Source organism: Flavobacterium sp. P21 (genome assembly GCF_050632225.1).
GTDB lineage: Bacteria > Bacteroidota > Bacteroidia > Flavobacteriales > Flavobacteriaceae > Flavobacterium.
In genome coordinates, this window is record NZ_CP192585.1 from 2,302,658 (window position 1) to 2,322,091 (window position 19,434).

At 32.8% G+C, this 19,434-nt stretch carries 12 protein-coding genes and 5 pseudogenes; 9 read left to right on the forward strand and 8 right to left on the reverse strand.

Translation table 11 applies throughout. From position 1 onward, the window contains the following. Positions 1-38: 38 nt before the first annotated feature. From ACQ9BO_RS11395 to nirK, 3 genes and pseudogenes are all read right to left on the reverse strand, one after another. Positions 39-630, reverse strand: a pseudogene (locus ACQ9BO_RS11395) (SCO family protein). Positions 631-646: 16 nt separating this feature from the next. Further along, a pseudogene (locus ACQ9BO_RS11400) lies at positions 647-1,424 on the reverse strand (formylglycine-generating enzyme family protein). A 16-nt stretch (positions 1,425-1,440) separates the two neighbouring features. Next, the gene (gene nirK, locus ACQ9BO_RS11405; protein ID WP_431244799.1) at positions 1,441-2,886 is read right to left on the reverse strand and encodes a copper-containing nitrite reductase; all 1,446 of its coding nucleotides are present in this window, start codon (positions 2,884-2,886) and stop codon (positions 1,441-1,443) included. 256 nt (positions 2,887-3,142) lie between these two features. On the opposite strand from nirK, the gene ACQ9BO_RS11410 reads away from it, so the two are divergent. Together ACQ9BO_RS11410 and ACQ9BO_RS11415 are read left to right on the forward strand one after the other, a co-directional pair. Continuing rightward, a complete protein-coding gene (locus ACQ9BO_RS11410) occupies positions 3,143-4,402 on the forward strand; it encodes an aminotransferase class I/II-fold pyridoxal phosphate-dependent enzyme (RefSeq protein ID WP_431244800.1) in 1,260 nt (419 codons plus the stop codon). Between the two features lie 122 nt (positions 4,403-4,524). Further along, positions 4,525-5,007 carry a hypothetical protein gene (locus ACQ9BO_RS11415; protein WP_431244801.1) on the forward strand — a complete coding sequence of 161 codons (483 nt, stop codon included), beginning with the start codon at positions 4,525-4,527 and terminating at the stop codon, positions 5,005-5,007. 47 nt (positions 5,008-5,054) lie between these two features. On the opposite strand, the gene ACQ9BO_RS11420 is transcribed toward ACQ9BO_RS11415, so the two are convergent. The 4 genes from ACQ9BO_RS11420 to ACQ9BO_RS11435 are packed head-to-tail and all read right to left on the reverse strand — an operon-like array spanning position 5,055 to position 7,661. Next, positions 5,055-5,243 (reverse strand): hypothetical protein, encoded by a 189-nt coding sequence (locus ACQ9BO_RS11420; RefSeq protein WP_431244802.1) that lies wholly within the window; start codon positions 5,241-5,243, stop codon positions 5,055-5,057. A 35-nt stretch (positions 5,244-5,278) separates the two neighbouring features. Beyond that, complete coding sequence (locus ACQ9BO_RS11425) at positions 5,279-5,599, reverse strand: hypothetical protein (RefSeq protein WP_431244803.1); 321 nt, start codon at positions 5,597-5,599, stop codon at positions 5,279-5,281. Between the two features lie 33 nt (positions 5,600-5,632). Continuing rightward, positions 5,633-6,751: a GTP cyclohydrolase gene (locus ACQ9BO_RS11430; protein WP_431244804.1), complete on the reverse strand. Its 1,119-nt coding sequence runs from the start codon at positions 6,749-6,751 to the stop codon at positions 5,633-5,635. 46 nt (positions 6,752-6,797) lie between these two features. Continuing rightward, a complete protein-coding gene (locus ACQ9BO_RS11435; protein ID WP_431244805.1) occupies positions 6,798-7,661 on the reverse strand; it encodes a transporter in 864 nt (287 codons plus the stop codon). Positions 7,662-7,889: 228 nt separating this feature from the next. Between ACQ9BO_RS11435 and ACQ9BO_RS11440 the strand changes: the two genes are divergently transcribed. The 7 genes and pseudogenes from ACQ9BO_RS11440 to ACQ9BO_RS11470 all read left to right on the forward strand — a co-directional run bounded on the left by ACQ9BO_RS11440 (position 7,890) and on the right by ACQ9BO_RS11470 (position 16,049). Beyond that, positions 7,890-8,177 carry a DUF4834 family protein gene (locus ACQ9BO_RS11440; protein ID WP_026729181.1) on the forward strand — a complete coding sequence of 96 codons (288 nt, stop codon included), beginning with the start codon at positions 7,890-7,892 and terminating at the stop codon, positions 8,175-8,177. Positions 8,178-8,227: 50 nt separating this feature from the next. Further along, positions 8,228-10,659 (forward strand): annotated as a pseudogene (locus ACQ9BO_RS11445) (YfhO family protein). Positions 10,660-10,738: 79 nt separating this feature from the next. Then, positions 10,739-10,927, forward strand: a complete 189-nt coding sequence (locus ACQ9BO_RS11450) for a hypothetical protein (RefSeq protein ID WP_431244806.1) — start codon at positions 10,739-10,741, stop codon at positions 10,925-10,927. A 24-nt stretch (positions 10,928-10,951) separates the two neighbouring features. Continuing rightward, positions 10,952-12,234 (forward strand): annotated as a pseudogene (locus ACQ9BO_RS11455) (glycosyltransferase family 4 protein). Between the two features lie 75 nt (positions 12,235-12,309). After that, positions 12,310-13,779, forward strand: coding sequence for a polysaccharide biosynthesis C-terminal domain-containing protein (locus ACQ9BO_RS11460; protein ID WP_431244807.1), 1,470 nt, complete (start codon positions 12,310-12,312; stop codon positions 13,777-13,779). Positions 13,780-13,874: 95 nt separating this feature from the next. After that, positions 13,875-15,458, forward strand: a complete 1,584-nt coding sequence (locus ACQ9BO_RS11465; RefSeq protein WP_431244808.1) for a mechanosensitive ion channel family protein — start codon at positions 13,875-13,877, stop codon at positions 15,456-15,458. Between the two features lie 291 nt (positions 15,459-15,749). After that, positions 15,750-16,049 carry a hypothetical protein gene (locus ACQ9BO_RS11470; RefSeq protein ID WP_026729185.1) on the forward strand — a complete coding sequence of 100 codons (300 nt, stop codon included), beginning with the start codon at positions 15,750-15,752 and terminating at the stop codon, positions 16,047-16,049. A 138-nt stretch (positions 16,050-16,187) separates the two neighbouring features. Here the strand turns inward: ACQ9BO_RS11470 and uvrA are convergent. Beyond that, positions 16,188-18,985 (reverse strand): annotated as a pseudogene (gene uvrA, locus ACQ9BO_RS11475) (excinuclease ABC subunit UvrA). Positions 18,986-19,434: the final 449 nt, after the last annotated feature.

The window sequence follows — 19,434 nt, forward strand, 5'->3', positions numbered from 1 at the left end:
CAAACTCTTGCTTCTTACTAATCAACCTATTTAAATATCTATATTTTTGTCGCTTCCTGATTTATTGTTTCGATTGTTTTTTCATTATTTACACCTAAACCTTCCTGCTGAAAAATCAATTCACCTTCTTGATTAAAAACACTTATAATATTAGAATGCGAAAAATCCATTGGTGATATTTGTTTGTAGTTTACAGCCAGAACTGTCGCAAATTCTCGTGTATTTTCTTCAGATGAACGAAGGAAAATCCAAGGATCCTGATTCATTTTATTGGTAATTGCAAAAGATTTTAATCTTTGTGGTGTATCCGTTTTCGGATCTATACTGACCAAAATCAATTTTACATTTTGTTTCGTCGTTTTTTCTAATTTTGATTCAATATCACGCATATCAGCGACCAATCTCGGACATGTCTGCCTTACAGCTTGTGTAAATCATAACCATAACCAAAACATTTCCTCTCAGACTTTTTAATTCAATATCTTTCCCATCCTGTGTTGTCCATTTTGATGGTAGATTGTAAATCGATAAATCGCTGATTTCTTTTTTTGTTTCTGCTTTTGTATCAGTCTTTTTGCGGCTGTAAAATGATAATGTAAGAGCAAAAAAGACGATTGTTATTTTTTTCATTTCAAACTAATTTAAATTAGATTTTTGGTTTTGTTGTACTGGCGCATCTAAAGCCAAGATTTCTTGTAGAATATTGTGCTTTCAAACTTCCTCTGAACGCGTAACGCATAAAAGCAAGCATAATCCATTAAATCGGATGCGTTAACTGAGGCACCTCCGCAGAAAAGGTTTTTATCATTGCTTTTGTCCTTTCTCGATTCACCCGATAAAAAAATGCTGTTAAAATCGGCTGTCCATTCCCAAACTAAACCATGCATGTCGTAAACGCCCCAATAATTCTTGAACGTTTTCCCAATTTCATTCTCATACGTTCTCGATTTCTCGTACCAGGATAAAATATATTCATTGAATTCTTTTTTGGTTCTTGCGTCAATTTTTTTCGTGTCGGCCATTGCTACATATTCCCATTCATCCATTGTAGCTAAACGTTTTCCTTCGCATTCGCAGTATTTTTTTGCTGAAAACCAAGAAACATTTGTAACGGGCGAATTTGGTTTTGCATTTTCGAAATCAAGATCGTTTTTCCAATAATTGAGATAGCTTTTATCTGCAAAAATCCCTTTCATTTTTGATTTTCGATAAGAAGTGTTTTTTTTAACGAACTCTAAAAATTGACTATTTGTTATAGGATAAACATCTATGTAAAATGATTTTACAACTACAGGATTTTTGGAAACAGCTCCATAAAGAGGGACAAAAGATCCCTCTTTTATGAACGCCATTCCTTTTTCCTGCGCCTTCATGACACTAAACACAGAGAAAAAGATAGTTAGTATGAAAATGTATTTTTTCATGCTGATTGTTTGCTGTTTATCTTAATGCTTTTACCATTTCTGGTGTAACTTCCGTTTTATTATTTCCCCAGTCGCTGTAAATGTAAGTCAGCACATTTGCTATTTCATCATCAGATAAATTTTGAGCCGGCATTACATTATTGTATTTTTTGCCATTAACAGTAACTTCGCCAGTTAAACCGTGAAGAATTGTTTTAATAGCACGTTTAGAATCGGCATTTAAATAATCTGATTTTGCTAAAGGAGGAAACGTATTCGGAATTCCTTGCCCTTCAGATTGATGACAAGCAAAACAGGTTGTTCCAAAAATTTCTTTTCCAATTTTTATTTTTTCTTCAGCTGTACGTTTAGGAACCGCAGTTTTTGCAACAGGATCTACTGGCATTTTTTGAATTGTTCCACCTTCAGGTAAATAAATACCTTCTTGAATAGTTCCAGAATAAATGTTTTTGTTTTCATTTCCTTCCACTTTCAGCATTCCCAGAGCACCTTTATTAAATGCTCTAAAAATCGAGTGATCAACCAGAATAAAAGTTCCCGGAGTTTCAACTTTAAAATCAACAATCGCAGAACCTCCAGCAGGAATTAAAGTAGTTTGTACATTATGATTGATTGTGGTGCCACCTTCAATATGAACATTGTCAAATATTTCGCCAATAACGTGAAAAGAAGAAACCAAGTTTGGTCCGCCGTTTCCAACAAATAAACGAACAGTTTCACCAACTTTTGCTGTCAGCTCATTTCCATTTGTTAAAGAGCCAACTTTACCATTAAATACAACATAATCAGGAGTTTCTTTTATCGCTTTGTTCATATCAAAAGGCTGAAGCCCTTTTGCTCCATATTCACCTTGAGTGTAAAAATCACCCTGCATTACATAGTATTCCTTATCAACAGGAGGAAGCCCGCCTTCTGGTTCAACTAAAATTAATCCGTACATACCATTTGCAATGTGCATTCCCACGGGAGCAGTTGCACAATGATAAACATACAGTCCCGGATTGATTACTTTAAAGCTAAAAACTTTTTCATGTCCAGGAGCAACAAGAGAAGAAGTAGCTCCTCCGCCAGGACCAGTTACAGCGTGTAAATCAATGTTATGAGGTAATTTATTATCAGGATGGTTTTTTAAGTGAAATTCAACCTCGTCTCCAACTCTTGTTCTGATAAAACTTCCCGGAACTGATCCTCCAAATGTCCAATAAGTATATTTCACACCATCAGTCATTGTGCCTTCTTTTTCTCTAATTTCCATGTTTAGTTTAAGTTTCATGGCAGGTCTGTTTCCAACAGGTTTTGGAACATGTGGAGGAGAAGTTAATTCTGCATTCATTTCTCCTTCAGTCACAATGTTTTCATAATTAACACTTTCTTCCTTTTTGCGACTTGTTAAAAATAATACGCTAAAAAGCAGATATGCAAACAGCCTCATTTTCATTGAAATGTCTTTGTTGTTTTTCATAAAATTTTGGTTTTATAAGGGGTTTAATTAAAATCAAAAATAAAAGACTGTTTTGTCTTTTATTATGATAAAAATCATGATTTAAGAACAACTATATGCTTAAATTATAAAGGTTTGTGTTTGTATTGTATTATTTGTCTTGTTAAATAGAGTCAAGTGAATTATTTTCAATAAAAATAATTGAGGTTCTTCATTTTAAATTAATAATGATTATTTTTGCTCGCTGATTAAGTTAAAATTATTACTACACTATATTATGGTAAAAGATTTATTCGAGAGAATTCAGGACAATAAAGGACCTTTAGGAAAATGGGCTTCTCAAGCAGAGGGCTATTATGTTTTCCCAAAGTTAGAGGGTGAGTTGGGTCCTAGAATGACATTTCACGGAAAGAATATTTTAAACTGGAGTTTAAATGATTATTTAGGTTTAGCTAATCATCCAGAGGTTCGTAAAGCAGATACAGATGCCGCAATTCAGTTTGGTGCCGCTTATCCAATGGGAGCTCGTATGATGTCTGGACACACAACGTATCACGAACAATTAGAAAATGAATTGGCTGAATTCGTAATGAAAGAATCTGCTTATTTATTGAATTTTGGTTATCAAGGAATGGTTTCGATCATTGATGCTTTGGTAACAAAAAATGACATCATTGTATATGATGTTGATTCACATGCTTGTATCATTGATGGTGTTCGTTTACACATGGGTAAACGTTTTACATACAAACACAATGACCTTGAAAGTATGGAAAAAAACCTGCGGCGTGCTACTAAAATGGCCGAAGAAACAGGCGGAGGTATTTTGTTTATTACCGAAGGTGTTTTTGGAATGCGCGGACAACAGGGAAAATTAAAAGAAATTGTTGCTATGAAGCAAAAATACAATTTCCGTTTATTAGTTGATGATGCACACGGTTTTGGTACACTTGGAAAAACAGGAGCTGGAGCAGGTGAAGAGCAGGGAGTTCAGGCAGATATTGATGTTTACTTCTCTACTTTTGCAAAATCTATGGCTAATATTGGTGCTTTTGTAGCAACTGATAAAACGGTAATTGATTATTTAAAATACAACTTGCGTTCTCAAATGTTTGCAAAAGCATTGCCAATGATTCAAACAATTGGTTCATTGAAACGTTTAGAATTGTTGCGTAATTCTTCTTCAATTAAAGATAAACTTTGGGAAAACGTAAATGCTTTGCAAAACGGACTTAAAGAAAAAGGATTCAATATTGGAGATACAAATACTTGTATTACACCAGTTTACTTAGAAGGAAGTATTCCTGAAGCAATGGTAATGGTTAACGATTTAAGAGAAAACTACGGTATTTTCCTTTCGATTGTGGTTTATCCAGTTATTCCAAAAGGAATTATTTTGTTAAGAATGATCCCAACAGCTTCTCATACATTAGAAGATATTGAAGAAACTTTAACTGCTTTCGAAGCAATTCGTGAGAAATTAGTTAACGGAACTTATAAAGAAATTGCTGAGCGTACGACTGTTGACGTTTCGTAATTAATTATAAAATTAAATTCCCAGAAGTGGGAATTATGTAAAAAAATCCATTTGTTCTACGAATGGATTTTTTTATTTGGACTAACTTTATCTCATAATCAACAAGATAAAAATAACGAATTATGAAAAAAGTATTAGCAATAGCAACTCTTATTTTAACAGTTCTTATTTCCTGTAAAAAAGCAACTGATACTGAACCAGTTCAAATTGAGCCAAAAGCACCAAAAGATGCCGAATTAGTTGAGCCAGCTGGCGATCAATGTTACGCTTCACGACAAAATGGAAATATAATTTTAATAAGTTTCAATGTCAATTCGCATCAAGAAGTTAACGGAAAACTAAGTTATAATTTAACTGGAAAAGATAAAAACGAAGGAACTTTAGTCGGTAATATGAAAGGTGATACTTTAGTTGGCGATTATACGTTTTTGTCCGAAGGAGTTTCTTCTGTTAGGGAAGTTGTTTTTTTGCAAAAAGACGGGGCTTTGATTGAAGGATATGGCGACGTTGTTTCTACAAATGATAGAGTCACTTTTAAAGATAAGTCAAAATTGACATTTGATGCAAAAAATACATTGACTAGAGTAGACTGCAAAGTAGAATAAATATAGTTTTTAAATTGAAAAATCCATTCGTTTGGGGGCGAATGGATTTAAAATTTTGTTTCAGGGCTTATGTAAATAAGTGAACCTCCCATGCAACTGTTTTCTCCAGTTAAAATTCCTCTGTTAAACAATGCATGAGCATACATTGTTAAATCTTTATCATCAAGATAAGAAGACCATTTTTTGTTTTTCTTTATTTTTTCAGCAAGAAAATTGAAGTTAATTTTAGATTCCAATTTCTTCAAGTCATTTACTGAATAATCTTGTACGCCTAAATTTGCAATTGCACTGTCATTTTTAAATTCAAAATACCTTTTTTATTCTTTAAAGCAATTTGATATGCCTTAAGTAATCCTTTTTCAGTATATGGAATTTTATATTCATGGTGAATTGCTCCTTGTAGAAAGTCACCTTTCGTACATATTTCTCTAACTTCATTCGTATTTAAGTTTTTAATCTTAATTACAAGAAAAAATTGAAAAGTACCACCTTGATTTAGTGCTTTAGCATAATTTTTATATAAGAGATTATTTTCATCTTTTGTAAATGAAAAAGAAATTATAATTAAAAAGATTATGCCGATTTTTTTCATATTAAAACTTAAAACTGCGACTGAAAACTAAAACTAAAGATTCTTCAAATATGTTTTTCTTTGGCAATGAATAGTTGGATCAAAGTTTTTCCAAAGAAGGTGAATTGCATTGTTCTCTAATAATTCAGGGGTTCTAATACAAGTCTGAATTCCTTTTGCAGAAAAAGTCTTGTAATATTCATCAAAAATTATAGCAGTGACTCCTTTGTTTTGATATTCTGGTCGAACTCCAATTAGGTAAAAAACAACATCTTTACTGTGTTTTTTAGCTTTTAATAATTGAAGAAATCCAAACGGAAATAATTTTCCTTTAATCTTCTGCAAAGCTTCAACAAAACTTGGCATTACAATACTAAAAGCTACTAATTTATCGTCTTTGTCAACTACAAATTTGATGTATTCTGGATTGATGAAACCAATGTATTTCTTTTTGAAATATTCTTTCTGCACATCAGAAATAGCTACAAATGATGCTAGTTTTTCGTACGATTCATTGAACAAGTCAAACATTTCGTCAACATAAGGCATAATGTCTTTTGTTTTCGTAAATGTAAGTGGTTTTAATCCGTATCGTTTTTTGATTAATTCTTGAGCTTTTTGGAAAAACTCAGGTTTTACATTTGAAAAAGGAAAGATGCTTTCGATAAATTGTTTTTCGACTTGGAAACCTAGTTGTTCCAAATGCGTAACATAATACGGATGATTGTACCATGTAATCATAGTTCCAACTTGGTCATAGCCTTCGGTCAAAACACCCACTTTGTCTAAGTTTGAAAAACCCATTGGGCCTTCGGCATGTTCTAAATTGTGTTTTCTTCCTAATTCATATACTTTTTCAAGCAATGCTTTTGTCACTTCAATATCATCAATAACGTCAAACCAGCCAAAACGCACTTTTCTTTTATGCTGATTGTTAACTTCTGCCCAATTGATAATTGCAGTAATTCGGCCAACAGGTTCATTATTTCTATAGGCAATATAAAAATAAGCTTCGGCATTATCAAAAGCTGGGTTTTTGGTTTTGTCAAAAGATTCCAATTCATCGGCAATAATAGGCGGTACCCAATACGGATTGTCCTTATAAAGTGAAAATGGGAATTTGATATATTCAGTTAATTCTTTTTTAGTTTTGGCTTCTTTTATTGTAATCATTAAAGTGATATTATTAAGATTCTCTTATAGAGACTTAAGTTTGAATTTATTCGTATTTAGCTTTTCGTTTTCTTTCTTTTGCTTGATAATCAATGTCTTTTTTGTTGTCAGAATTCTTATCTGCCTTTTCTTTGTTTTTTACTGCTGTTAATTTTTCCTGATACCAGCCGTCGTAACGCCAAGAAATACCAACTCCTCCATATAATATTGAAGGCGTATTCTTGAAGTTTGTGCTGATAGAAGCATCAACTTGCATATTTCGTGAAAGCAAGTAAGCGACACCGCCACGAACGATGGCATCGCTGTAAAAATCGCTTTTATATCCTTGATTTTCTACAAATCCAGACCATTTGTCATTAAATCCATGAGTCAAAGTTAAAATATATCCATAACTTGGATAGTCTGTTCCAATATAATCTGCGATAATATTAGTTACAAAAACCCATCTTCCACCTCCAAATAAGTTTTGGGTTACCAAAGCAACTTTAGGAGATATTTCGCTGTTTGCAGAAAAATAATAAGGATTATCTGCGCCAACAAAATTTGCTCCTGCAAATATAGAAACTGCAGGAATTAATTCATGCCAATTGAAAGCATGATTGGCTTTATAACTGTAAATATTGGCTTCTCTTTTGTAATTTTTATAAGGATCGTAAATTAAATACTTAGCTCCTAAAACGGTTTGTCTGAAATTGTTTTTCTTGTAGCTAGTGTACGGAGTGTCAAAGTTTTCCATTTGATATTGTACGTCTAAAACAAACTCCAGTTGCTCTAAAAAAGCGCCGTATCTAAGCGTAAAATCGGTTCCAAAACCGCTTGCATCATAATCTAATAAATCGTGCTTTTCTTTGATTCCGTAAATCCCGAGTTCGCCTTGAATGACTGATTTTCCGACAGCGTAAGCCGACATTGTTTCGCCTGGGCGATTTGAATTTATAACATCAGTGTATTGTCCGAAAAAGAATTGGGGCACAAAAAAAGCGAAGCAATGAGTAAGTTTTTAATTTTCAACATAAATGTATTTTTTGATTAAAAAGCTATAACGCATTTCAAATGTACTATATTTTATTATTTATTTAAGATTGATATTTTAATTTTAAACAGCGGATTTACTAATTTTGGCAAAAATTATATAGTTATGCAAGAAGCATCTTTTACAAATTTGTTTAAAACGATAATGTGGATCATTGCGTTTTATTATATTTTCAAATTTTTAGCTAGAATCTTTTTGCCAGTATTGGTGAAAAAAGCGGTTGAAAAAGCAGGCGAAAATTTTCAGAGACAACAACAATATAGCCAAGACAATTCTTGGCAAAGAACCCAAAACAATAACAATGATGAGATAATCATCAACACTGCGAATGCAAAAAATCCTCGCGAAACCAAAAAAGTGGGTGATTATGTTGATTACGAAGAAATAGATTAAGTTTGTATCCTGACAAAGTAGGATTCATCATTTAACCAAACCAGCCAAAATTGAAAATAGTAAATAAGTTCTATCCGCACGCCCTTGTAGTACTGGGCTTTATCCTTGTTTCATTAATTTATTTTTATCCAGTTCTGCAAGGAAAACAAATTTTCCAGTCAGATATTGCTCAATATACCGGAATGGCAAAAGAGCAGAACGACTTCAGAGCCGCAGAACACGCTGAGCCTTATTGGACAAATTCTGCTTTTGGCGGAATGCCGACCTATCAGCTAGGAGCAAATTACCCATACGATTTTGTAGGTAAAATTGATGATGCTTTACGTTTTTTACCAAGACCGGCTGATTATCTATTTCTATATTTCTTAGGTTTTTATGGTCTGTTATTGGTTTTAAAAACAGATCCTTTAAAAGCTTTTATTGGCGCGATTGCGTTTGGATTTTCTACTTATTTGATTATCATTCTTGGCGTTGGTCATAATGCAAAAGCGCACGCCATTGCATATATGCCACTGGTTATTGCCGGATTTATACTCGTTTTTCAAAAAAATACATTTGGGGAGGTTTGCTCACCATGTTTGCGGTTGCGTTAGAAGTAAATGCCAATCACTTTCAGATGACGTATTATCTTTTAATTTTCTTATTGATTCTTTCAGGATATTATGCCTTTAATTTTATAAAAGATAAAGAATACAAGCCACTTTTAATTTCGATTGGAACATTGGCAGTAGCCGGAATTTTTGCTATTGGTGCTAATGCAGGAAATTTATTAGCGACTAGTGAATATGCTAAATTCAGTACAAGAAGCAATAGTGAGTTGACTTTTAATCCTGATGGAACTAAAAAAGAAAACGAAAATGCTTTAAGCAGAGAATATATTACAGAATACAGTTATGGAATTGCAGAAAGTTTCAACTTGATTGCACCAAGACTTTTTGGAGGTTCAAATCATGAAAATGTGGGTACAGACAGCCGAATGTATTCATTTATGATTGAGCATGGAGTTCCAACTACAGATGCAGAAAACTTTGTGTCTGGAATGCCAACGTATTGGGGTGATCAACCTATTGTTGCCGCGCCAGCTTATATTGGTGCTGTAGTTTTCTTTTTGGCTGTTTTGGCTCTATTTATTGATGATCGAAAAATAAAATATGTATTCCTTGCAGGAACATTATTTTCACTTATACTTTCATGGGGTAAAAATTTCGCTGTACTGACAGACTTTTTTATTGATTATGTTCCGATGTATGATAAGTTTAGAGCAGTTTCATCGATTCAGGTTATTCTTGAATTGTGTATGCCTGTACTTGCTGTAATGGGAATTCAATCTTTCTTTAAAGCGAAAGAAGAACCAAAATTGCAACAAAAAGCGCTTGTTCAAACAGGAGTTTTTGGATTAGGTGTTATTTTGATTTTAGTAATTGCCAAAGGTTTCTTCCATTTTTCAGGAAGTGGTGATAGTTATTACATGGAAACGTATGGGCCTGATTTTGTAGATGCTTTAAAAGAAGATAGAATGTCTTTGTATTCAGCAGATTTACTTCGTTCAGGATTCTTTATTGTAGTGACTTTTGGAGTTTTATGGTTGTTTATCAAAAATAAATTTTCTCAGACTACGGCATTAGTTATTGTTGCGCTTTTAATGATTTTTGATTTGTTTTTTGTTGATAAAAAATATGTGTCGGCTAAAGATTTTGTTAGTCCAGTTCAAATCGCGACACCATTTCAGGAAACTCCTGCCGATGCTAAGATTTTAGAAGATACAACGCATTATAGAGTTTTTGAAGTAAGCGGAAATATGTCTAGTGCACGTGCATCATATTTTCATAATTCTATTGGAGGTTATCACGCCGCAAAACCTCGAAGAATGCAACAACTTTTTGATTATCAAATTGCGAAGAATAATCTAGAAGTGCTTAATATGTTGAATGTTAAGTATGTAATCCAGACAGATAAAGAAGGAAAAGAAATCCCAACTATAAATCCTGAAGCAAACGGAAATGCTTGGTTTGTAAGTACTGTAAAATTGGTAAACAAACCAGATGATGTAATGAAAGCTTTAGATCATATCGATACAAAACAAGTTGCTGTTTTCAATGTTCATGAGCACGAAGCCAAATTTAAAAATGCTCGTATGAAAAAGCAATGGGACACAACTGGAACGATTAAAGTTGTAGAATATAAGCCGAATTATATTAAATATCAGTCTAATAGCACGAATGATGGTTTGGCTGTTTTCTCTGAAATGTATTATAAAAATGGTTGGAATGCATATGTTGACGGCAAGTTGACTGATCATTTCCCTGTTGATTATGTTTTGAGAGCAATGGAAATTCCTGGTGGAAAACATACGATTGAATTTAAATTTGAACCACAGGTAATTAAAACTGGAGGAACAATTACTTTGGCTAGTTCAATTGGAATGTTTTTGCTTTTGATTGGTGGGATTTATTTTGAAAGTAAAAAAACTAAAAAGGAATAATAGTAGAGGATGCGATTTACCAAATTAGATTCGTAAATGGTTTTGTATCTTTGTTTTAGTTTATTTTAAAACTTAAGTGATGGAAAAGATTGTATTAAATTTTGGTTCTCCAAAAGAATTGGAAGCCAAAAGAATTGCTGAAATTAAGTCACTTTCTTATTTAGAAAGATTAGAGCGTTTAATGATACTTATTGAAGTTTCCAGCACATTGAAGAAAGTAAATGAAATCTCAATTAAAAATCAATCAAAATATTTTTACAGTTTATAAACTTAAATATTAACCCCCTTTTTCTTGGAACAAAAAAAGCTCTTAATAATTACCTATTACTTTCCGCCTGCAGGTGGACCTGGCGTGCAACGATGGCTGAAATTTACTAAATATCTGCCTGAGTTTGATGTTCAACCTATTGTATATATTCCTGAAAACCCAACATATCCTATAGTTGATGAAGGATTAGTAAGTGAAATATCTGACAAGGTAATTATTTTGAAGAATAAAATTTGGGAGCCTTATCAATTGGCTTCTATATTTTCAAAAAATAAGACTAAGAAAATTAGTTCTGGGATATTTCCGCATAAAAAAAGCAGACATTTTTAGACAAAACGTTTCTTTGGATTCGTGGTAATCTTTTTATTCCCGACGCACGTGTTTTTTGGGTAAAACCTTCTGTTTCTTATCTCGAAAAATACATCAAAGAGAATAATATCGATACGATTGTAACTTCGGGACCGCCACATAGTCTGCATTTAATTGGTTTAGAATTAAAAGAAAAACTAAATGTAAAATGGTTTGCCGATTTTCGTGACCCTTGGACGACAATTGGCTATCATAAAGCGCTTCGTCTATCTTCTTACGCCGAGAAAAAGCATAAAAATTTAGAGCATAAGGTTCTTAATTCGGCAGATGAAATTATTGTAACAAGCAAAACAACAAAAACCGAATTTGAAGCAATTACCAATAAACCAATTACGGTAATTACAAATGGTTATGATGTTGAAACGGTAGATAAACAAACTTTAGACAGTAAATTCACTTTAGCACATATTGGCTCTTTTTTATCTGATAGAAATCCTCCTTTTTTATGGGAAGTTTTGGTAGAATTGCCGCAAGAGATTCCTGAATTTAAAACTCATTTAGAAATTAAATTAATTGGAGCCGTAAGTCAGGAAGTTCTAGATGCAATTAAGGAACATCAATTAAATGATTATTTGAATTTAGTTGGTTACGTTTCGCATAAAGAAGCGGTTGAACACCAAAGAAAATCTCAGGTTTTGCTTTTAATAGAAATTAATTCAGAAGATACTAAAAGCATTATTCCAGGAAAATTATTCGAATATATGGTCTCAAACCGTCCGATAATTGCAATTGGACCAGAAGGTTCTGACTTTGCAGATATTGTTACACAGACAAATACTGGAGTATTTTTTGATTATTCTGAAAAAGCGAAATTAAAAAGTGTAATTTTGGACTTTTATAATCAATTTTTAGAAGGGAAATTGCAATCGCATGGAATTGGTTTACAGCAATATTCCCGAAAAAACTTGACGAAACAATTAGCGCAATTAATTCAGTAAAATAACAATTTCAAAATAAAAGGAGAGCAGAAATCAAAAATCTAAACTCTACAATCTAAACTCTGCAATCAAGAAATGGGTATTGTTTTAAACCAATCTTTTAAAAATACAATCATAACCTACATAGGTTTCGCTATTGGAGCCATTAATACACTTTATTTGTATCCAGTTTTTTTGGGTGCAACATATTATGCATTAACAAATTACATCACATCGGCGGCAAATGTGATCATGCCTTTATTTGCGATCGGAATGCAAAATACCTTGGTCAAGTTTTATTCGCAGTATGATACAGAAGAAAAACGAGAACAATTTTTATCTTTTACGGCCTTATTTCCTATTTTGATGTGTATTCCCTTAGGAATAATTGGTATATTTTTCTTTGATGATATTACGGCTTTTGTAACCAAGAAAAATCCAGTTGTAAAGGAATTTATGTACTTGATTCCGTTTATTGGAATTTGTATGGCTTATTTTGAGATTTTTTACGCTTGGGCAAGAGTTCATATGCATTCTGTTTTTGGAAATTTCATTAAAGAAGTTGGTTTAAGGTTGCTTTCGACTGTTGCTTTGATTGGTTTGTATTTTAATTGGATTTCATTGGTTGGTTTTGTCTATATAACAGCCGGAATCTACTTTTTTGCATTTTTGATCACAATGTTTTATGCATTTTATATCAAAAGACCAAATTTTCAAATTACCATTCCTGACAATGTAAAAGCGGTAATGGAATATACATTTTATATTATTCTCTCAGGAAGTGTTGCCAATTTGCTTTTGGATGGTGACAAGCTGATGTTGAATCAATACATGAAAATCGAAAATATTGCTTATTATTCGGTTGCAACTTACATTGCTTTGGTAATTTCAGTTCCGAGTCGCGCGATGCATCAAATTGTTTACCCAATCACAGCAAAACTGATGCATGAAAACAAACACGACGACTTGAATTCACTTTACAAAAAAACGTCTATTAATTTGCAAATCGTAGGCGGATTTGTGATGCTTTGCATATTTGTGAATATCAATCAGCTTTATGAATTAGTTCCTAAGGAATACAGTGGCGGAATCGTTGTTGTATTCATGATTGGATTATCGAAATATTTTGACTTGATTTTAGGAAACAACAACGCTATTATCTTTAATACCAAATATTACAGAATGGTATTGTATTTAGGCTTGATGCTTGTAGTTTTGACTGTAATCTTAAATATGATTTTTATTCCAATTTTAGGAATTTTAGGATCTGCTATTGCTACTTTATTGTCGATTACCTTATATAGTTTGGCAAAACTGCTTTTTGTGGTTAAAAAATTGGATTTATATCCGTTTACAAAGCAAACAATCTATTCGGCATTGTTGACGTTTGTATTGTTTTTAGTGTTTTATTTTTGGGAATTTCCATTTTTCCAATTAATCAGCATTGCTTTAAAATCTATTTTGGTTACAATATTATATGTATATCTCAATTATAGATTTAATATTTCACCTGATATCAATAAGGTAATCGATAGTCTTTTGAGAAAAGTAGGAATTAAAATCTAATATGATTTTTGTGAGAAAATTAGAACTAACTTAAATTTGAGTTTATTTTGTTTTATATTTGTTAGAAAGGATAACCAATTTATTTCTAATGAATTATGAAAAGTAAATTCAATTATTTTTTAGTTTTCTGTTTTGTTTTATCTTCTCCGTTTATTTTTGCTCAAAAAGACAGTCATAGTAAGAAGCTAAAAGGATATCCCGTAAGTCCTTTTAAAGATACCCTTTTTTATGTTTATAATAATGTAGGATCATTTTCTGCTGAAAATAGGGCGCGTGCCATTACCGAAAAGATTAAGAAACTTTATGAGGATTCCTTCTTTGATTCTGATTCCTTAGCGATTGTTCAGTCTGATATTTCTCAGGATATTACTTATAAAAATGATTTAATCATTATGTCTGTCTTAGGCAATGATGCAAAAGCCGAAAATCAAACGGCGACCATTATTGCAAAACGGAATTTAGGTCTGATCAAAAAGGCGATTGCCTACCAAAATGAAAATTATTCGCGACTCCCAAAAAGACTCGGATATACTGCATTGTTGATTTTTATAATAGTGCTTGTGCTATATGCAGTCAGCAAAATTTTCAATTGGGTTAGAACCCGAATCTTAAATAGAAAAGACAAGTATTTTAAAGGGTTTTTCTATAATAAAATTAGCATTTTGTCAGCAGAGAAAGAACAATTTCTATTGATGAAAGTCTTCAGTTTTATCAAGATACTAACTTTGGTTTTTATAGTTTATCTTTCTCTTCCGGTTTTATTCAGTATTTTTCCGGCAACCGAAGCTTATACCAAAACTTTACTGCGTTGGATATTAACTCCAGCAAAATTGGCAGTTATGGGGTTTGTTGATTTCTTGCCAAGTCTGATTACAATTGCCGTTATAATCGTAATTTTTAGATATACGATCAAAATAATTAAATTCTTTTTTGATGAAATTAAAAAAGAGAATATAAAAATTGATGGCTTTTACAGCGATTGGGCAATGCCGACATTCAATATTATCCGATTTTTGATGTTTGCCTTTATGTTGGTAATTATTTTTCCTTATTTGCCAGGATCAGATTCGGATATTTTTAAAGGAGTTTCTGTATTTGTTGGTATTTTGTTTTCATTAGGTTCATCAAACGCCATTGCAAACATGGTTGCTGGATTGGTCATAACATACATGCGACCTTTTAGAATTGGAGATTTTATAAAAATCGGAGATGTAAGCGGAGAAGTAATCGAAAAAACGGCTCTAGTTACCCGAATCAGAACGCCAAAATTTGAAGATATTACAATTCCGAATGCGACAGTGTTGTCCAGTACTTCTACCAATTTTTCTGCTAATACAAGGCATTCTACAAACGGATTGCTTATTCATACTACAGTAACAATTGGGTATGATGTGCCTTGGAAAGACATTCATAAAGCTTTGATTGATGCGGCACTTAAAACAGAGATGACAGAGCAGACTCCGGCGCCTTTTGTTCTTCAAACTAGTTTGGATGATTTTTATGTTTCCTACCAAATTAATGTTTATACCAAAGAACCAACAAAACAGCCTAGAATTTATTCCTCTTTGCATCAAAATATTCAGGATTCATTCAACGCGAGCAGGCATCAGAAATTATGTCGCCTCATTATAACTCGCTTCGTGATGGAAATGCTACCACTATTCCGGCAAATTATTTGAATCCAGATTACGAAGCACCTGCATTTGAGGTGAAGAATAAAGGTTAAGTTATTGATATTTAGTTGTTAAGTTTGAAATTTTAACACTGTATTTCTTTGCAGTTAATTTTATTAAAACTAACTTTAGCTGAGAATTCAGCAATACTTTGTTGAGAATGATAAAAAAATACGTTCATTAAGCAATAAAGTCAGCTGATTTGTGTTTTATTGAGTTTGAAATACTTTTCAGAACCTGAAATGTATTAAGTAATTGTAGTAGTATAAATTAATATTTTAAAATTAATTAATGATTATGAAAGGCAATCCACTTAGTCAAGAACAAAGTTTACAAGTATTTTCCAACATGATCTCAAACAAAGTTCATAATGGATTTACTCTAGAAGAGAGAAATGATGAATTGCTTTTTGCAGTGCTTTCAAAAGGCGGAAAAGCAGTAAATCATGGTTTGAATTTTATTATTTTTTGCTTGACTTTAGGATTGTGGTCGTTTGCATGGCTTTATCTTACTTTAGAAGCTTCAAAGCAGAAAAAAATATTAGTTGCCATCGATGAAGATGGTGTTCCTTTTGAAGAAAGATGTTTAGTCGCTTAATGCTATAGGCTTAATGCCATAAGTTATAAGCAGAAGTAACTTAAAAAAAACAGCCATTTTTAATGGCTGTTTTTCTATACCTAAATACTAAACTAAAAAAACTTAGAATCTTAGTTGCTTAGTGTTTCAGAAACTTTTTTAAAGTTTGTCTTTTAAATAAACTCCAGTAACCGATTCTTTCACTTTTACAATATCTTCTGGAGTTCCGGTTGCTAATAAATGTCCTCCGTTTTCACCGCCTTCAGGACCAAGATCAATGATCCAATCGGCACATTTTATTAAATCTAGATTATGCTCGATAACAATTATAGAATGTCCTTTTTCAATTAAAGCATCAAATGAAGCTAATAATTTTTTGATATCATGAAAATGTAAGCCTGTTGTTGGTTCATCAAATACAAATAAAGCTTTGTCTTTTGTTGCACCTTTTACCAAGAATGAAGCCAATTTGATACGCTGTGCCTCACCGCCCGAAAGAGTAGAAGAAGATTGTCCTAATTGAACATATCCTAAGCCAACATCCTGCAAAGGCTGTAATTTTTGAGTGATTTTAGATTGCTTGTTTTTTTCAAAAATGCAATCGCATCATCAATAGTCATAGTCAGAATGTCATTGATGTTTTGATTGTCAAAAGTAACTTCTAAAATTTCTTTTTGAATCGTTTTCCGCCACAAGTTTCACACGGAAGAGAAACATCGGCCATGAAGACCATTTCAACGTTTATTGAGCCTTCTCCTTTACAAGTTTCGCAACGTCCTCCATCAACATTAAATGAAAAATGTTTGGCCTGATAGCCTCTTATTTTTGATAATTTTTCTTTTGCATACAAATCTCGAATATCATCATATGCTTTGATATAAGTTACGGGATTTGATCTCGAACTTCTTCCAATCGGGTTTTGATCTACGTATTCAATATGTTTGATTTGAGAAAAAGAACCTTTTATTTCACTAAATTGTCCCGCTTTTTCAGAAGCGCTTTCCAGTTTTTTCTGCATGGCTGGAAATAAGATTTTCTTGATCAAAGTACTTTTTCCGCTTCCAGAAACTCCTGTAACAACAGTTAATACATCCAAAGGGAAAGTAACATCAATATTCTTCAGATTGTTTTCTCTCGCGCCAATAATATCGATATGATTTTTAAATTTTCGTCTTCTTTTTGGAACCGAAATTTCTAAATCGCCATTCAAATATTTAGAAGTAAGCGAATCAGATTTCAAGATTTCAGGATAAGTGCCTTGAGCCACTAATTTTCCTCCAAAAGTTCCCGCTTCTGGACCAATATCGATAATCATATCAGCCGCTTTCATAATATCTTCGTCGTGTTCAACCACAATGACGGTATTTCCTAAATCACGTAGTGAAAGCAAAACTTTGATCAATCGTTCAGAATCTTTTGGATGCAAACCAATACTTGGCTCATCTAAAATATACATTGAACCAACTAAACTGCTTCCTAACGAAGTTGCAAGATTGATACGCTGTGATTCACCTCCAGAAAGTGTAGATGAATTTCGGTTTAAAGTAAGATAATCCAAGCCAACTTCTGTCAAAAATGATAATCGATTGTTAATTTCAACCATCAAACGTTTTGCGATTTGTGTTTCATAAACGTTCAACTCAATATTTTTGAAAAAAGTAACCAAATGTCTGATTGGTAAATCAACTAATTCTGAAACCGTTTTTCCATTGATTTTTACGTAAGAAGCTTCTTCGCGAAGGCGTCTTCCGCGACAAGCGTGACATTTTGTTTTTCCGCGGTAACGCGATAACATTACGCGATTTTGTATCTTATAATTTTTTCTTCTAATTCTCTGAAGAAATCATTTAATCCTTGAAAATACTGATTTCCTTTCCAAATTAAATCTTTTTGATCATCCGTCAGCTGGAAATAAGGTTTGTGAATCGGAAAATCAAATTTATAAGCATGTTTTACCAATTCATCTTTGTACCAGCTCATACTTTCTCCACGCCAAGGATAAATTGCACTTTCAAAAACAGATAAAGAAGTATTTGGAACTACCAAATCGGCGTCAATTCCAATTATATTTCCATAGCCTTCACAAACTGGACAAGCACCATACGGATTGTTGAAACTGAATAAATGAACATTTGGCTCTAAGAAAGTAATGCCGTCGAGCTCAAAATTATTGGAATATGAAAAACGTTTTTCTGAACCTAATTCCTGCAGAAAACAAATTCCTTTTCCTTCAAAAAAAGCAGTTTGTACCGCATCTGCAAGTCGATTGTAGAATTCTTCTTCCTCTTTAACAACAATCCTGTCAATAATCAATAAAATATCTTTATTGTCTAACGAATGCATTTCAGAAGCTGTAAAATCATCCAGTCGAACCATTTCATTATCAACTAGAATACGCGCAAAACCTTGTTGTAAAAGTACTTTAAGTTTGTCTTCAAGCTGTCTCTGTCTTCCTTCTTCTAAATGAATTGGAGCCAATAAAAGCCATTTACTGTCAATTTCTAGTGATTTTACATCTGCAATAACATCGCTGACAGTATTTTTTTGACTTCTTGCCCAGAGATCGGAGAAAAAGTACGACCAATTCTGGCATATAAAAGTTTGATGTAATCGTAGATTTCCGTTGACGTTCCAACTGTCGAACGCGCATTTGTAGTATTTACTTTTTGCTCAATTGCAATTGCTGGTGCAATTCCTTTTATATATTCAACTTTTGGTTTGTCTAAACGCCCCAAAAACTGACGCGCATATGACGATAAGCTTTCTACGTAACGACGTTGTCCTTCGGCGTACAAAGTATCAAATGCCAAACTGGATTTTCCTGATCCTGAAAGCCCTGTAATCACAACAAGCTTATTTCTCGGAATCGCAACATCTACATTTTTTAGATTATGTACTTGTGCACCTTTGATGATGATATTTTGCTTAGGGTCGAGTGTAGAAAGATCAATTTGCATAAAAAAAGTCAATTTTTACAAAAGTAATCAATTTTGAATTGAGTTTAGTTAACGAGATTGTTCCAAATTTTAACAGAATTACCCTTTTAAATATTGAAAATTAAATTTCTTGTAATTAAAAAAAGATTTTTCATAGTTCGTAGTTTCAACCGCAGGAGCGCAACGCATAATCGCAACATGTTTCCCGTGGTTGAAACCACGGGCTATATTTGAATGTGATTGAGAGATGCTTGTAAAACATAGCCAGCGGTTTCAACCGCTGGGGCGCAACGTATAATCGCAATCGGTTTTTCGTGATTGAAACCACAGGTTATACTAGAATATATTTGAGAAATGCTTTAAAAGCATAGCCTGCGGGTTTCAACCGCAGGAACGCAACGTAAAACACAATCCATTTTTGATGTATAAAATAAAAAGTTGTTTATAAATTCTTTATTTTATTAAAAACT

Coding starts and splice junctions, on each gene's coding strand:
- nirK (WP_431244799.1), bottom strand. CDS start 2,886: ATGAAAAACAACAAAGACATTTCAATGAAAATGAGGCTGTTTGCATAT.
- ACQ9BO_RS11410 (WP_431244800.1), top strand. CDS start 3,143: ATGGTAAAAGATTTATTCGAGAGAATTCAGGACAATAAAGGACCTTTA.
- ACQ9BO_RS11415 (WP_431244801.1), top strand. CDS start 4,525: ATGAAAAAAGTATTAGCAATAGCAACTCTTATTTTAACAGTTCTTATT.
- ACQ9BO_RS11425 (WP_431244803.1), bottom strand. CDS start 5,599: ATGAAAAAAATCGGCATAATCTTTTTAATTATAATTTCTTTTTCATTT.
- ACQ9BO_RS11430 (WP_431244804.1), bottom strand. CDS start 6,751: ATGATTACAATAAAAGAAGCCAAAACTAAAAAAGAATTAACTGAATAT.
- ACQ9BO_RS11435 (WP_431244805.1), bottom strand. CDS start 7,661: ATGTCGGCTTACGCTGTCGGAAAATCAGTCATTCAAGGCGAACTCGGG.
- ACQ9BO_RS11440 (WP_026729181.1), top strand. CDS start 7,890: ATGCAAGAAGCATCTTTTACAAATTTGTTTAAAACGATAATGTGGATC.
- ACQ9BO_RS11450 (WP_431244806.1), top strand. CDS start 10,739: ATGGAAAAGATTGTATTAAATTTTGGTTCTCCAAAAGAATTGGAAGCC.
- ACQ9BO_RS11460 (WP_431244807.1), top strand. CDS start 12,310: ATGGGTATTGTTTTAAACCAATCTTTTAAAAATACAATCATAACCTAC.
- ACQ9BO_RS11465 (WP_431244808.1), top strand. CDS start 13,875: ATGAAAAGTAAATTCAATTATTTTTTAGTTTTCTGTTTTGTTTTATCT.
- ACQ9BO_RS11470 (WP_026729185.1), top strand. CDS start 15,750: ATGAAAGGCAATCCACTTAGTCAAGAACAAAGTTTACAAGTATTTTCC.